This is a genomic window from Streptomyces sp. ITFR-16 (assembly GCF_031844705.1).
In the GTDB taxonomy this organism is placed as follows: domain Bacteria; phylum Actinomycetota; class Actinomycetes; order Streptomycetales; family Streptomycetaceae; genus Streptomyces.
In genome coordinates, this window is the sequence record NZ_CP134609.1 from 5,763,337 (window position 1) to 5,776,931 (window position 13,595).

13 protein-coding genes and 1 pseudogene are annotated in these 13,595 nt (G+C 72.2%); 5 read left to right on the forward strand and 9 right to left on the reverse strand.

Annotation, left to right across the window (positions count from 1 at the left end):
• Position 1: 1 nt before the first annotated feature.
• Positions 2–292, reverse strand: a complete 291-nt coding sequence (locus RLT58_RS25485; protein WP_311312688.1) for a hypothetical protein — start codon at positions 290–292, stop codon at positions 2–4.
• Between the two features lie 153 nt (positions 293–445).
• On the opposite strand from RLT58_RS25485, the gene RLT58_RS25490 reads away from it, so the two are divergent.
• From RLT58_RS25490 to RLT58_RS25500, 3 genes and pseudogenes are all read left to right on the forward strand, one after another.
• Positions 446–1,000: a hypothetical protein gene (locus RLT58_RS25490; protein WP_311312689.1), complete on the forward strand. Its 555-nt coding sequence runs from the start codon at positions 446–448 to the stop codon at positions 998–1,000.
• Positions 1,001–1,040: 40 nt separating this feature from the next.
• Positions 1,041–1,214 (forward strand): annotated as a pseudogene (locus RLT58_RS25495) (maleylpyruvate isomerase N-terminal domain-containing protein); the annotation flags it as partial.
• Positions 1,215–1,319: 105 nt separating this feature from the next.
• Positions 1,320–2,360, forward strand: coding sequence for a PHP domain-containing protein (locus tag RLT58_RS25500; RefSeq protein ID WP_311312690.1), 1,041 nt, complete (start codon positions 1,320–1,322; stop codon positions 2,358–2,360).
• Here RLT58_RS25500 and RLT58_RS25505 read toward each other — a convergent pair.
• The 7 genes from RLT58_RS25505 to RLT58_RS25535 form a co-directional block, all read right to left on the reverse strand.
• Positions 2,350–3,360 (reverse strand): LLM class F420-dependent oxidoreductase, encoded by a 1,011-nt coding sequence (locus RLT58_RS25505; protein WP_311312691.1) that lies wholly within the window; start codon positions 3,358–3,360, stop codon positions 2,350–2,352. The two genes, RLT58_RS25500 and RLT58_RS25505, sit on opposite strands and share 11 nt — an antisense overlap.
• Positions 3,361–3,474: 114 nt before the next feature.
• Positions 3,475–4,266, reverse strand: a complete 792-nt coding sequence (locus RLT58_RS25510) for a DUF5336 domain-containing protein (protein ID WP_311312692.1) — start codon at positions 4,264–4,266, stop codon at positions 3,475–3,477.
• A gap of 216 nt (positions 4,267–4,482) precedes the next feature.
• Positions 4,483–5,403: an N-acetylmuramoyl-L-alanine amidase gene (locus RLT58_RS25515; protein ID WP_311312693.1), complete on the reverse strand. Its 921-nt coding sequence runs from the start codon at positions 5,401–5,403 to the stop codon at positions 4,483–4,485.
• 41 nt (positions 5,404–5,444) lie between these two features.
• Positions 5,445–6,089, reverse strand: a complete 645-nt coding sequence (locus RLT58_RS25520) for a class I SAM-dependent methyltransferase (protein ID WP_399131681.1) — start codon at positions 6,087–6,089, stop codon at positions 5,445–5,447.
• 107 nt (positions 6,090–6,196) lie between these two features.
• On the reverse strand, positions 6,197–7,525 hold the full coding sequence (locus RLT58_RS25525) for a M20/M25/M40 family metallo-hydrolase (protein WP_311312694.1): 1,329 nt from the start codon (positions 7,523–7,525) through the stop codon (positions 6,197–6,199).
• Complete coding sequence (locus RLT58_RS25530) at positions 7,522–8,910, reverse strand: cytosine permease (protein ID WP_311312695.1); 1,389 nt, start codon at positions 8,908–8,910, stop codon at positions 7,522–7,524. Before RLT58_RS25530 ends, RLT58_RS25525 begins: the two co-directional genes overlap by 4 nt.
• Complete coding sequence (locus tag RLT58_RS25535; protein WP_311312696.1) at positions 8,910–9,863, reverse strand: DUF1177 domain-containing protein; 954 nt, start codon at positions 9,861–9,863, stop codon at positions 8,910–8,912. Before RLT58_RS25535 ends, RLT58_RS25530 begins: the two co-directional genes overlap by 1 nt.
• Positions 9,864–10,010: 147 nt before the next feature.
• Between RLT58_RS25535 and RLT58_RS25540 the strand changes: the two genes are divergently transcribed.
• Both RLT58_RS25540 and pepE read left to right on the forward strand, forming a co-directional pair.
• Positions 10,011–10,844, forward strand: coding sequence for an IclR family transcriptional regulator (locus RLT58_RS25540; protein ID WP_311312697.1), 834 nt, complete (start codon positions 10,011–10,013; stop codon positions 10,842–10,844).
• 25 nt (positions 10,845–10,869) lie between these two features.
• A complete protein-coding gene (pepE, locus tag RLT58_RS25545; protein ID WP_311312698.1) occupies positions 10,870–11,598 on the forward strand; it encodes a dipeptidase PepE in 729 nt (242 codons plus the stop codon).
• On the opposite strand, the gene RLT58_RS25550 is transcribed toward pepE, so the two are convergent.
• The gene (locus RLT58_RS25550; protein ID WP_311312699.1) at positions 11,561–13,360 is read right to left on the reverse strand and encodes an MFS transporter; all 1,800 of its coding nucleotides are present in this window, start codon (positions 13,358–13,360) and stop codon (positions 11,561–11,563) included. The two genes, pepE and RLT58_RS25550, sit on opposite strands and share 38 nt — an antisense overlap.
• Positions 13,361–13,595 lie beyond the last annotated feature (235 nt).

Consider the following 13,595-nt stretch of genomic DNA (forward strand, 5'->3'; position numbering starts at 1 on the left):
ACTAGTGGCGGATGCGGCCGGCCACCGCGTGGCCGATGAACAGGTACACCACGGCCGCCAGACCGTAACCGGCGACGACCCGGGCCCACGCCTCGTCGAACGTGAACAGGTCGTACGACCAGCCGGCGAGCCACCGGGCGGTGTGCTGCACGAAGTTGACCAGGTCGTTGCCCCGGTTCGCGTCGAGCAGGTACATCAGGATCCACAGGCCGATGATGAAGGCCATGATGTCGGCCACTAGGGCGACGACACGAGCTGCGGTACTGCTTCCGTTGCCTCTGGTGTAAGACATGGCTTCCGGATTACCGCGATCGGCCGTGCGAAACCCGGACGGGTGGTCCCGGGTGGCGGGGCGGGCCCGGCGCGGACAGCCTTGCGGGGGAGTGCCGGGTCCCGGCACCCGCCGAGATGTGCGCCGTCATGTGCCCCGCCAGGGAGGCCCGCCGTGCCCCGATCCGTACCGTTCCGCCGACTGTTCGTGGCGCTGCTGCTGTCCTGCACCGTGCTGGTGAGCGCCACCGCGTGCGGGAGCGATGACGACGACAGCGGCGCGAGCAGCTCGGCCTCGCCCAGCGGCACGTCGTCGGCCCAGGCCCAGAAGTTCGCCAAGACCAGGTTCGTGACCAACGCGGGCCTCGCGGCGGGGGCTTCGTACCAGTGGATCGTCAAGCCGTACCGCGCGGGGAAGTTCAAGAAGGGCGCGGACGGGCGGACCTTCGCGCTCGTCAAGGCCGGGCTCGCGGGCGGCTTCGCCTACAACCGGCTCAAGGCCGCGTCGGAGAACGCCAAGGGCGACCCGCTGCTGTCGAAGGCCGTCGCCCCGCTGACCGCGGGCATCGAGTCGCTCAAGGGCCTGGGGTCCAAGCTCCGCAAGGGCGAGGCGGGCGCGGGTGACATCGGCTCGTTCGAGAGCGTCATCAACAGCATCAAGGACGCCGGGAAGAGCGCGGGCGCCGAGGTGAAGGACCAGGTGCCGTCCGCCTCGCAGCTCGGCGGATGACGCCGGGCGGGACGTCCCGCCCGCGTCCTGGAGCGCGGCCATGGCTCTTCTCGCGCACTGGACGCTGCGCGATCTCGCCGTCCACGTCGGCGGTGCCCACCGCTGGGTCGGCGAGATCGTCCGCACCCGCGCCGCCGAGGAGGTCCCGGACGCGCGGGTGCCGTCGTTCACCCCGGACGGCGACGGCCCCGCCGTGCGCGACGCCTGGCCGGCGTGCGCGTCCTTCGGCTGACCCGCCTGCGGGCGCGGCCGGTGTGCGGGCCGGCGGGTGCTGGGCCAAGCTGGACGGGCAGCCCGTCCCGTCCCGCGAGGAGGTGCCATGGACCCGGTCCGGGCCCTGGAGAGGATCGCCTTCCTGCTGGAGCGCGGCGGGGGCGACACCTACCGCGTCCAGGCCTTCCGCACGGCCGCCCGCACCGTCGCGGCGATGCCCGACGGCGAGGTGGTCCAGCGGGTGACGAACGGCTCGCTGGAGCGGGTCAAGGGCATCGGTCCCAGGACCGCCCAGGTCATCCGGGAGGCGGTGGCCGGTGAGGTGCCCGCGTACCTGGAGCGGCTGGAGACCGAGACCGAGAGCGCGGGACCGCTCGCGGAGGGCGGCGAGCGGCTGCGCGCACTGCTGCGCGGCGACTGCCATCTGCACTCCGACTGGTCGGACGGCGGCAGCACGATCGAGGAGATGGGGCGGACGGCGGCGGCGCTGGGCCACGACTGGGCGGTGCTCACCGACCACTCGCCCCGGCTCACCGTGGCCAACGGGCTCTCGCCCGAGCGGCTGCGCGAACAGCTCGCCGCGGTGGCCGAGCTCAACGAGCGCTGGGCTCCCTTCCGGCTGCTCACCGGCATCGAGTGCGACATCAACCCCGACGGCTCCCTCGACCAGGAGGACGAGCTGCTGGAACAGCTCGACGTGGTCGTGGTCTCCGTCCACTCCAAGCTGCGGATGGACCCCGCGCCGATGACCCGGCGACTGCTCGCCGCCGTGCGCCATCCGCGGGCGGACGTCCTCGGCCACTGCACCGGGCGCCTGGTCACCGGCCGGGGCCGCCCCGAGTCGCGGTTCGACGCCGAGGAGGTCTTCGCCGCCTGCGCCGAGGCGGGCACCGCCGTGGAGATCAACAGCAGGCCCGAGCGGCTGGACCCGCCACGCCGGCTGCTGCGGCAGGCCGTGGCGGCGGGCACGCTGTTTGCCGTCGACACCGACGCGCACGCGCCCGGCCAGCTGGACTGGCAGATCCACGGCTGCGCCCGCGCCGAGGAGTGCCACGTCCCGCCGGACCGCGTCGTCACGACCTGGACGGCGGACGAGCTGCTGGGCTGGACCCGCGAGGGAAGGCTGCCGGCGGCGCTCAGTGGTTGAGCTCCGCCAGCACCCGCAGCGTGTGCGGATCGGGCGCCGTCACCAGCAGATCCGTCACCGGCCCCTTGCGCCAGGCCTCCAGCCGCTCCGCGATCCGCTCCCGGGGGCCGACCAGTGAGATCTCGTCCGCGAAGGCGTCCGGGACGGCCAGCACCGCCTCCTCCTTGCGGCCCTCCAGAAACAGCCGCTGGACCGTGCGCGCCTCGGCCCCGTACCCCATCCGTGCCATCAGGTCCGCGTGGAAGTTGCGGGCGGCCGCGCCCATGCCGCCGATGTAGAAGCCGAGCATCGCCTTCACCGGAAGCAGCCCCTCGGCCACGTCGTCGCAGACCCGCGCCCGGGCCATCGGCGCGATCATGAATCCCTCGGGGAGGCCGCCGAGCGAGGCCTCGTACACATCGGTGCGCAGCGGCGACCAGTACAGCGGCAGCCAGCCGTCCGCGATCCGGGTGGTCTGGGCGATGTTCTTCGGCCCCTCCGCGCCGAGCAGCAGTGGCAGCCCGGCGCGCAGCGGATGTGTGATGGGCTTCAGCGGCTTGCCGAGGCCGGTGGCGCCCGGGCCTTCGTACGGATGGGTGTGGAACCGGCCGGCCAGTTCGACGGGGGCCTCGCGGCGGAGCACCTGGCGCACGATGTCCACGTACTCGCGGGTCGCGGTGAGCGGGCTCGCGGGAAACGGCCGGCCGTACCAGCCCTCCACGACCTGGGGGCCGGAGAGTCCGAGGCCGAGCATCATCCGGCCGCCGGAGAGATGGTCCAGGGTCAGCGCGTGCATGGCGGTGGCGGTCGGGGTGCGGGCGGCCATCTGCGCGATGGCGGTGCCCAGCCTGATGCGGGAGGTGTGGGCGGCGATCCAGGTCAGCGGGGTGAAGGCGTCCGAGCCCCAGGCCTCCGCCGTCCACACGGAGTCGTAGCCCAGGTCCTCCGCCGCGCGGGCGAGATCCAGGTGGGCCGGGTCCGGGCCGCGGCCCCAGTAACCGAGCGCGAGTCCGAGCCGCATTCCGCCGCCTCCCAGCATTCCTGACGCCGCATCAGATACAGTCGGAGGGTACGACAGCGGCCCCCCGCCCGGAAGGGGCGGGGGGCCGCTGTGGTGGCTGGGCGCGTCCGGGTCTCAGCCGCGCTGGATGCCCGTGGTGTCCTGGAGGACGCCGCGACGGCCGTCCTGCGTCTGGGCGATCAGGGCCGCACCGCGCTGCTCGACCGCGAGGTACCAGGTACCCGGGGCCAGTTCGGCGATCGGCGACGGCGAACCGTCCTCGCCGTACAGCTGCCGGGCCACCGGCACCGCGAACCAGAACGGGGTGAAGTCACCGGAGGGCGCACCGCCGGCGGCCGGAGCCTGCTGGGCCGGCGCCGGGGCCTGCTGCTGGGCCTCGGGCTGACCGGGCTGCTGCGCACCGTACGGCTGCGGCTGACCCGGCTGCTGGCCACCGTAGGACGGCTGCTGGCCGCCCGGGTAGCCGTAGCCCTGGCCGGGCTGGCCACCGTACGGCGGCTGCACGGCCTGCGGCTTCGGGGCGCCCGACAGCGGGGCCTGGAGCGCCGGGACCAGCGAGGTGGCCACCGCGCCGCCGGCCAGGGCCAGCGAGGCGATCAGGCCGAGGATCAGGCCGGCACCGGCGTCGATCTGGCCCAGGTCGATGATGGTCCAGAACATGTTCCACGCGGTGAAGACCGTGGCGGCGACACCGAAGGCGGCCAGGTCCAGCCCCAGGACCTTGCGCGGCTGGGGCTGCGAGCGGGAGAGCACGATCAGTGCTGCGCCGATCACCCCGACCATGTAGACGCCGATCCCGTTGCCCAGGGAGTCCCAGGAGTTGGGGGCGTCGACGCTGGTGCTTCCGTAGTCGAAGTAGTCGAGGAAAGAGGCGATGAACAGCACGACCGCTGCTCCGATCACCACGCCATCGCCTCGAGTGAGGGAGCGGATATTCACGTGAAGGTCCTTAGTCGGTCGTCTCGTCGGGGCGGTCGTCGTTGCCGCCGGTACGGCGGGTACGGCGCAAAGCTCGGGAACGGCTCCCCATCGTACGGATGAATCTATCGTCTGCCCGGGCGGGTTGTGTCCCTGCCCGGTTCCTGGGCGGACATCCTCCCGAATTCATCGCAGAATCACCTCTTACTGCCCGTTGAGGTAGCTGCTGATGCCGTCGGCGATGCCCTGGGCGGCCTTCTGGCGCCATCCCGCGCTGGTGAGCAGGGCGGCGTCCTTGGGATCACGCATATTGCCGCATTCGATGAAGACTTTGGGCACGGTCGACAAATTCAGGCCGCCCAGATCCTTGCGCGTGTCCAAACCGGTATTGCCGCCCACATAATTGGAAGGGGAACTTCCGGTACTGCGCACGAAGAGACCGGCGATACGGGTGCCGAGATCGCGCGAGGGGCCGACGATCTTCGAGGTGTCCGCGCTTCCGCCGCGCACCAGTGCGGGAAGAATCACATGGAAGCCGCGGTTCCCGGCCGCCGATCCGTCCGCGTGCACCGAGACCACCGCGTCCGCCCCGGCCTTGTTGCCGATCCGGGCCCGCTCGTCCACACACGGCCCGAACGGCCGGTCGTCGTCGTACGTCAGGATCACCTTCGCGCCCTGCGCCCGCAGCAGGGCGCGCAGCCGGTGCGACACGTCGAGGGTGAACTCCGCCTCCGCGTAACCGGCGTTGGTGGAGGTGCCGGTGGTGTCGCACTCCTTGTGCGTGGTGCCGATGTCCACCTGGCGGTTGATCTCGGCAGTGTGCAGATAGTTGCGCGGATTGTGCCCGGGGTCGATGACGACCGTCCTGCCGGCCAGCGGTCCGGACCCCGTCTCCGGCGCGGACGGGGAGGCCGGCGGCTTCGACGGGGACGGGGTCGTGCGCACCGGAGCGGACGAGGAGGGGGCCGGCGGGGACGACGCCGCGACGCCGCCCGGGCCGGGCCGCGCCTGTGCGGTGCCGCCGTCGCCGCCGCAGCCGGCCGCGCCCAGGCACAGCGCGATGGCCGCCGCCGCGAACACGGCCGGGCGGCGGAAGGTGGGGGGAACGCTCTCGTCGTGACGCACCCGGCGATGCTATCCGGCACCCCTGTCGGTGTCCGGAGCGCTCAGATCCCGGCCCCGGTCCGCCGCAGCACGCGCAGCGAGTCCGTGACGGAGATCTCGGTGAACGCCCCCGACGCCAGCGCCCGCAGATGGACCCGGTACGGGGCCTGGCCACCGTGCGCCGGGTCCGGGAAGACGTCGTGGATCACCAGCAGCCCGCCCTCGGCGACATGCGGCGCCCAGCCCTCGTAGTCGCCGTTCGCGTGCTCGTCCGTGTGGCCGCCGTCGATGAAGACGAGGCCCAGCGGGCCGGCCCAGACCGCGGCGACCTGCGGGGAGCGGCCCACCAGCGCCACCACGTGCTCCTCCAGACCGGCCGCGTGGAGCGTCCGGCGGAAGGTCGGCAGGGTGTCCATCCGGCCCACCTCGGGGTCCACCACCGTCGGGTCGTGGTACTCCCAGCCGGGCTGCTGCTCCTCGCTGCCCCGGTGGTGGTCGACGGTGAGCGCGGTGACCCCGGCGGCGCGCGCGGCGTCGGCGAGCAGGATCGTGGAACGTCCGCAGTACGTGCCCACCTCCAGCAGCGGCAGCCCGAGCGCGGCGGCCTCGGTGGCGGCGGCGTACAGCGCGAGCCCCTCGACCACCGGCATGAAGCCCTTGGCGGCCTGGAACGCGGCGAGAATCTCCGGCTTGGGCTCGGCGGCCACGGGGTTCCTCCTGGTGGGACGGGGTAGGTCGACGGCGCTTATCGTGCCGCACGCCCCCGCCGAGGGGGTCGGCGGGGGCGTGCGGGAGGGGTGAGTCCGGGTCGGGGTCAGCAGCTCTGCCAGAGGCGGGTCATGACCCGGACGCCGAAGCGCAGGCCCTCCAGCGGGACCCGCTCGTCCACGCCGTGGAAGAGCCGTCCGTAGTCCAGGTCGTGCGGGAGCTTCAGGCCCTTGAAGCCGAAGCACCGGATGCCCAGGTGGGTGAAGGCCTTGGCGTCCGTACCGCCGGGGTTGCAGTACGGCACCGGGTGGCCGTCCGGGTCCTCGGCGCGCACCGCCTCGCACATGGCGTCCACGAGCGGTCCGTCGAACGAGGTCTCCATCGCGATGTCGTGGTTGACCCACGCGCGGGTGACCGAGGGGAGCAGAAGCCGGTCGATGGTGTCGATCAGCTCCTGCTCGTGGCCGGGCAGGAAGCGGCCGTCGACGCGGGCGGTGGCCTTTCCGGGGATGACGTTGGTCTGGTAACCCGCGTCGAACATGGTGGGGTTGGCCGAGTTGCGCAGCACCACCTGCATGAAGTCGGAGACCGGGCCCAGCTTCGCGAGGCTCCCCTCGACGTCGTGCTCGTCGAACTCCACGCCGTAGAGCCGGGCGGCCTCCTCCAGCAGGGCGCGGACCGGTTCGACGAGCCGGATCGGGAAGGTCTCGCGGCCGATCCGGGTCAGCGACTCGGCGAGGTCGGTGACCGCGTTCTCGTCGTTGGGGGACGAGCCGTGGCCGGCCCGGCCGGTCGCGGTGAGCTCCATCCAGGCCATGCCGCGCTGGGCGTTCTCGATCGGGTAGAGCCGCCGGGTGTCGTCCAGGGCGAAGGAGAACCCGCCGCCCTCGCCGATGGCCTCGGTGACCCCGGCGAACAGCTCGGGGCGGTGCTCGACCAGCCAGTGGGCGCCGAACCTGCCGCCCGCCTCCTCGTCGGCGAGAAAGGCCAGGACCAGATCGCGCGAGGGCTTCGTACCGGTGCGGGCGAGGTGCCGGGCGGTGGCCAGCATGACGGCCACCGTGTCCTTCATGTCGATCGCGCCCCGGCCCCAGAGGTAGCCGTCCCGGATCTCGCCGGAGAAGGGCGGCACCTGCCACTCGGAGGCGTCGGCGGGGACCACGTCCAGATGGCCGTGGACCAGCAGGGCGCCGCGCTCCGGGTCGCGGCCCGCGATCCGGGCGACGACGCTGGCCCGGCCCGGTGCGGACTCGATCAGCTCGGAGGCGATGCCCGCCTCCGCGAGGCGGCCGGCCACCCACTCGGCGCTCGCGCGTTCGTTGCTCGTGGGGTTGGAGGTGTCGAACCTGATCAGCTCGGCGCAGAGGTCGATGACCTCGGCCTGCGCCTCCTCGGAGGCGGGGACCAGGGGGGTGGTGCCGGGTGCGGTGCTCATGCTGCTCCCACGGGGGTGGTGGTGCGGGCGGCGGGGGCGGCGCCGTCCTCGTCGTCCAGGGCGGAGGTGCCGTACGGCCTGACCCAGCCCAGCAGGCCCAGGACGCTGTACAGGACGAAGGCGGTGGCCAGCGAGTTCAGGGCCGGGATGCCGCCGTCGTAGAACTTGCCGACGCAGAACGCCGCGACCCAGATCACCAGCGACATCGGGACCCAGGTCGGCGAGGACGTCGGCAGGGTCTCGGCCGCCCGGGTCTCGTCCAGCGGCCTGCGCATCCGCTTCACGACCCAGTACTCGGCCACGACGATCCCGCCGATCGGCGGGATCGCGACGCCGAGGATCGTGAGGAACTCGGTGAAGTGGGTCATGATCCCGACCGCGGACAGCAGGGTGCCCGCGATGCCGAGGACGATCGTGACCGCGCCGCGGTGGACGCGCTTGCCGAAGACGACCTGGAAGAAGTTGACGACGCCGAGCGAGGAGCCGTACAGGTTCCAGTCGTTGATCTTCGCCGTGGACATCAGGACCACGATCACACCGAAGGCGCCGGAGGTGGAGAGCACGATGTGCGAGACCTCGTTGCTCTTCACCAGGTGGCCGAGCAGCACACCGGTCAGACCGACGATGTACTCGGACAGGATCATCGACGAGGCGCTCTGCAGGAAGACGTGCGAGCCCTTGCGGTTGTAGCGGGTCATCTCCGGCGAGACGATCGCGCCGGTCATGTAGCCGCCCGCGATGGCGGTGGCGGCGACCGCCAGGGGGATCGTGTCGCCGGGCGGCGGCGAGTGGACCAGGTCGCTCAGCGAGTGGTCGTTCAGCGTCGTGACGACCGACCAGGCGACCATGCCGAAGAAGAGCGGGGTGACGATCTTCGCGAAGTTGGCCATGTACTTGAAGCCGAAGATCACCAGCGCGGTGATGGCGATCCCGGCGAGCACGCACCACATCCAGGACGGCCCGCCGACCAGCGCCGAGACGCTGTTGCCGAAGATCGTGTTCTGGACGCCGAACCAGCCGACCAGGCTGACCGCGATGACGAAGCTGACCAGCGCGGAGCCGTTGCGGCCGAAGCCCACCCAGCGGGTCAGCATCGGGGTGGCGAGGCCCTCGCGCATCCCGGCCAGGCCGATCGCGAAGATCACGATCTCCAGGATCACCGCGCCGAGCGTGAAGGCGAGGAAGGCGTTGCCGAAGGTCATCCCGACGCCGATGGTGGCGCCGAGCGTGAACTGCGAGATCGAACCGGACTGGGCCAGCCACTGGAGCAGCATCGACCAGAAACCGAACCGCTTGTCGCGCGGGACGCGCGAGAGCGAGTAGTCGTCGCTGCCGATGCTCTTGGCCGCGGGGGCCACGGCACCGGACTGCGGGGCGGCTGCCATCAGGACTCCTGGGGTGTGCGGCCGAGGGTCTGCAGATGAGCCAGCGACCCGTAGCGGTTGACGAGGTTGTCGAACTCCACCGCGTCGTGGAAGTCCAGGTGGCCCGCGCCGAAGGCCTTGGCGACCTCCACGGCGTAGCGGGCGGCGGACGCGATGTCGCTCTCGTGACTCGCGCCGGTCTGGCAGCCCGGCACGGCGGCGGCCGAGGTGATGGCCAGGCCGACGACGGGAGCGGCCGTCGCGGTGGAGGGCTGGAGGATCGAATTGATGTGGTGTGCACCGTTACCGTACGGCGTGATGTCCTGCGTGGTCACGGGGTACGTGACCAACGGCTCACCGGTCACCACCGCCAGCAGCTCGCCCAGCTGCTCGCCGACCCGGAGCACCCAGCCCTCCTTGACGGTGGGCGACAGGGCGAGGCCCTTGTGGTTGATGATCCGGTTGCCCTTGGTGGTGTCGATGGACAGGACCGCCTCCATCTCGCCGGTCACCTCGTGCCGGTTCATGGTGGCGATGTCCACGGGCGAGCCCATGAACGGCACCGGGTCGTGCGGCTCGGTCGGCGCGTCCGGGCAGACGTGGGTCGCGACGACCACGTCGCCGGGCAGTACGTCGCCCCGGCGGCGCATGTCGAGGAGCTTGGCGGCGGTGGCCAGCGCCGAGACCGCGCCGTCGGCGTCGGAGACCAGGCCGGTCACCCCGGGCCGGGCGCCGATCCCGCCGAGCCGGCCGACGACGCCGAGGGTGCGGGCGTCGCCGCCGGCCGCGCGCCCCCGGGAACCGGGGATGCGGACCGACACGAAGTCGGTCGAGCCCCGCTCACCGGCGACGGTGGTGACCTGAGCGGACGAGCCCTCGGCCCCGGCCGCCGAGTCGAGGTACTCGGCGACCGTCTTTCCATTGGCCTGGGGGTCGTCGAGCAGATCGACGATGTCCAGTACGTACTTCAGCATGGGGGGCCTTTCTCGCGCATCCGTCACACCCGTCCGGAGCCCGGCAGGGAGTGGGGCGCCGGACGGGGTGCTGAGAGCAGATTCGGGATCGGATAGCGTTGAGCGCAACAGTTTCCCGTTATCTGCAATTCAGGTCTGAATGGTGAGATGGCTATGACGGAGTTCGATCTGGACCGGCGCACCCCCGCCGGCGCCCTGCAGACGGTCGACCGGGCGCTCCTGGTGCTGCTCGCGTTCGAGCGGACCCGGCCCGACTGGGGCGTGACCGAGGTGGCCGAGGAGTTCGGCTGGGACACCTCGGTGGCCCAGCGGCTGCTCGCCACCCTCGCGGGGCGCGGCTTCCTGGTCTCCGACCCGGCCACCCGCCGCTACCGCATCGGCCCCGCCGTACTGCGGCTGGGCCGGCTCTGGGAGCGCTCGGGATCCCTGGAGCTGCTGGCCGGACCGGTCCTGGAGGAGCTGCGCCGCGTCACCGGTGACACCGTGCTGTTCTGTCTGCCCGACAGTTTCCACATGCGGTGCGTGGCCGCTGAGGAGGGCGAGACCGGGCCGCTGCGCTACTACCCGCTGGTCGGTGAGCTCTACCCGGCGCACGCCGGGGCCACCAGCAAGTCGTTCTACGCCTATCTGCCGGACGAACAGCGCCACCGGCTCTTCCGGGGCCGCCCGATGGCCCGCTTCACCGACCGGACGGTCACCGACCCGGACGCGCTGGAGCAGGAGCTCCTGAAGGTCCGCGCCCAGGGATACGCCTGGACCGTCGGGGAGTACGACACCGGCGTGGCGACCGTCGCCGTACCGGTCTTCCTCGGCCGCGAACCGTACGGGAGCCTCAGCCTGGGCGGGGCCGAGGAGCGCTTCGAGGGCGCACCGGAGAACCGCCTCGAAGCGCTGCGGCACGCGGCCGGACTGCTGGAGAAGCGCCTCACCCACCCGCCCCAGCGCCCGAAGCCCCGGACGCGCCGCACCCCCACGACCTGACCGAGAGAACCCGAAGAGGAACCCCGTGAATCTGCTCCTGCTCTCCAACTCCACCCAGTACGGCTGCGGTTACCTGGAACACGCCCTCGACACCGTCACCGCGTTCCTGCCCGCCGGCGCCCGGCTGGCCTTCGTGCCCTACGCGCTCGCCCACTACGCCACGTACACCGCACGCGTCCGCGACGCCCTCGAACCGGCGGGGATCAGCGTGCGGGGGGTCCACGAGCACGCCGACCCGGCCGCCGCGCTCGACGCGGCCGACGCCGTGTTCATCGGCGGCGGCAACTCCTTCCGGCTGCTGAGCGCCCTCTACCGGACCGGTCTGCGCGACGCCGTGACCGGCGCGGTGCGCGCGGGGCTGCCGTACATGGGGGCCAGCGCCGGCACCAACATGGCGGCGCCCACCCTGCGCACGACCAACGACATGCCCATCGTGCAGCCGCCGTCCTTCGAGACGCTGGGCCTGGTCCCGTTCCAGATCAACCCGCACTATCTGGACCCGGACCCGGACAGCACCCACAAGGGCGAGACCCGCGAGGAGCGGCTCACCGAATTCCTGGAGGAGAACGACGTCCCGGTGCTCGGCCTGCGCGAGGGGTCATGGCTGCGTGTCGACGGGCACCGGGCCCGGGTCCAGGGCGCCCGCCCCGCCCGGCTGTTCACCCGGGGCACGGCGCCGAGGGAACTCCCGGTGGGGACGGACGTCTCTCATCTGCTCACGACCGCAGCGCGCTTCGACGCTCCGGTGCGCTGACCGCCAGCACCAGATCGGTGTCCACGAGGCCGCCGTCCGACGGGTACGCGGCCGGGTAGGCGCGGGGCGCGTACCCGGAGGCCGATCCGGCGAGCACGAAGGTGCCGCCGCCGGGTGCGGCGAGCGCCCAGCGGCCCTGCGCGTCCGTCGTGGTGAGCCCGGCCTGCCGGCCCTGCCGGTCGATCAGCGTCACATTGGCGCCGGCCACCGGTGCTCCCTCGGCGTCCAGCACCCGGCCCCGGAAGCCGTCGGAGCCGGCGAGGGGGAGCGGGGTGGCGCCGGTCCGCGCTGCCGCCGCGTCGCCCGCGCTGCTCGCCAGCAGGACCGGCGCGCCGGACGGGCGCTGCGACGGCAGGAACGACGCCAGCACCAGGCCGATCACCACCGCACCCGTCGCGATCATGAACGAGGTCCGGAACCCCTCCATGCTGGGTACGGTGACGGGGCCCATCCGCACCGACGTGTGGGCCAGGACCATGCCGATCACGGCGCTCGACACCGAGGTGCCGATCGAACGCATCAGGGTGTTCAGCCCGTTGGCCGCGCCGGTCTCGGAGGCGTCGACGGCCCCGATGATCAGGGCGGGCAGCGAGGAGTAGGCGAGCCCGATGCCGGCCCCGAGCAGCACCGCGGTCACCACGGTCTGCCAGGCGGCGCTCATCAGGCCGAGCCCCGCCCCGTAGCCGATCGCGATGATCAGCATGCCGAGCATCAGCGAGACCTTGGGGCCCCGGCGGGCGGAGATCCGGGCGTACAGCGGGGCGACGAACATCATCGTCAGTCCGAGCGGGGCCACACAGAGCCCGGCGACCACCATCGACTGGCCGAGGCCGTAGCCGGTGGACTTCGGGAGCTGGAGCAGCTGGGGCAGGACCAGTGAGACGGCGTAGAAGGCGACCCCGACCATGATCGAGGCGAGGTTGGTCAGCAGGACCTCACGGCGGGCCGTGGTGCGCAGATCGACCAGCGGGGCGTCGCTGCGCAGCTCGAACAGGCCCCACAGCACCAGGACCACCAGCGAGGCGGCGATCAGCCCGAGCGTGGTGGGCGAGGTCCAGCCCCAGTCACTGCCCTTGGTGATGGGCAGCAGCAGGAGCACCAGGCCGAGCGAGAGGCCGAGTGCGCCGGTGATGTCGAACCGGCCCGGGGCCCGCAGCGAGGTCTCCGGCACGGCCACCGCGGTCAGCGCCATCGCGAGCACGCCGAGACCGGCCGAGCCGAAGAAGAGGGTGTGCCAGTCGGTGTGCTGGGCGACCAGCGCGGCGGCGGGCAGCGCGAGTCCGCCGCCCACCCCGATCGAGGAGCTCATCAGGGCCATGGCCGAGCCGAGCTTCTCGCGCGGCAGCTCGTCGCGCATGATGCCGATGCCCAGCGGGATGGCGCCCATGGCGAAGCCCTGGAGGGCGCGGCCCACGATCATGATCACGAGGTCGTCGGTGAACGCGCATATCAGCGAGCCGATCACCATCACGGCGAGGCTGGCCAGCAGCATCCGGCGCTTGCCGTTCAGGTCCCCGAGCCGCCCCATGATCGGCGTGGAGACGGCTCCGGCGAGCAGCGTCGCCGTCATCACCCAGGTGGCGTTCGACGGGTCGGTGTGCAGAAGGGCGGGCAGGTCCTTGATGATGGGGACGAGCAGGGTCTGCATCACCGCGACGGTGATGCCCGCGAACGCGAGGACGGGGACGATCCCGCGACCCGCCCTCGCCGTCCGCGGATCGGGAAGCTCCGCGGCGGGCTGTTCGTGCGTCGTCTGTGGCATGCGCGGCCTCCGGGCAGCGGTGAGGGGGCGGGGCGGGCAGGAGTGCGGTCCTCGCGGCGGGCAGCGTCGACCGCCAAGTGTGTGCAGGGTGAAACCTTCCGCATGTCCGCGGTATTCCGGTGAACGGGGCACGAACAGGACACGCCCCCGGGCCGGGCTCCCGTCCGGGCCGCAACCGGATGTCCATCTGACCTTCCGTCAGATTGGAACGTGTTCTACTCTTGCGCCGTTCCAG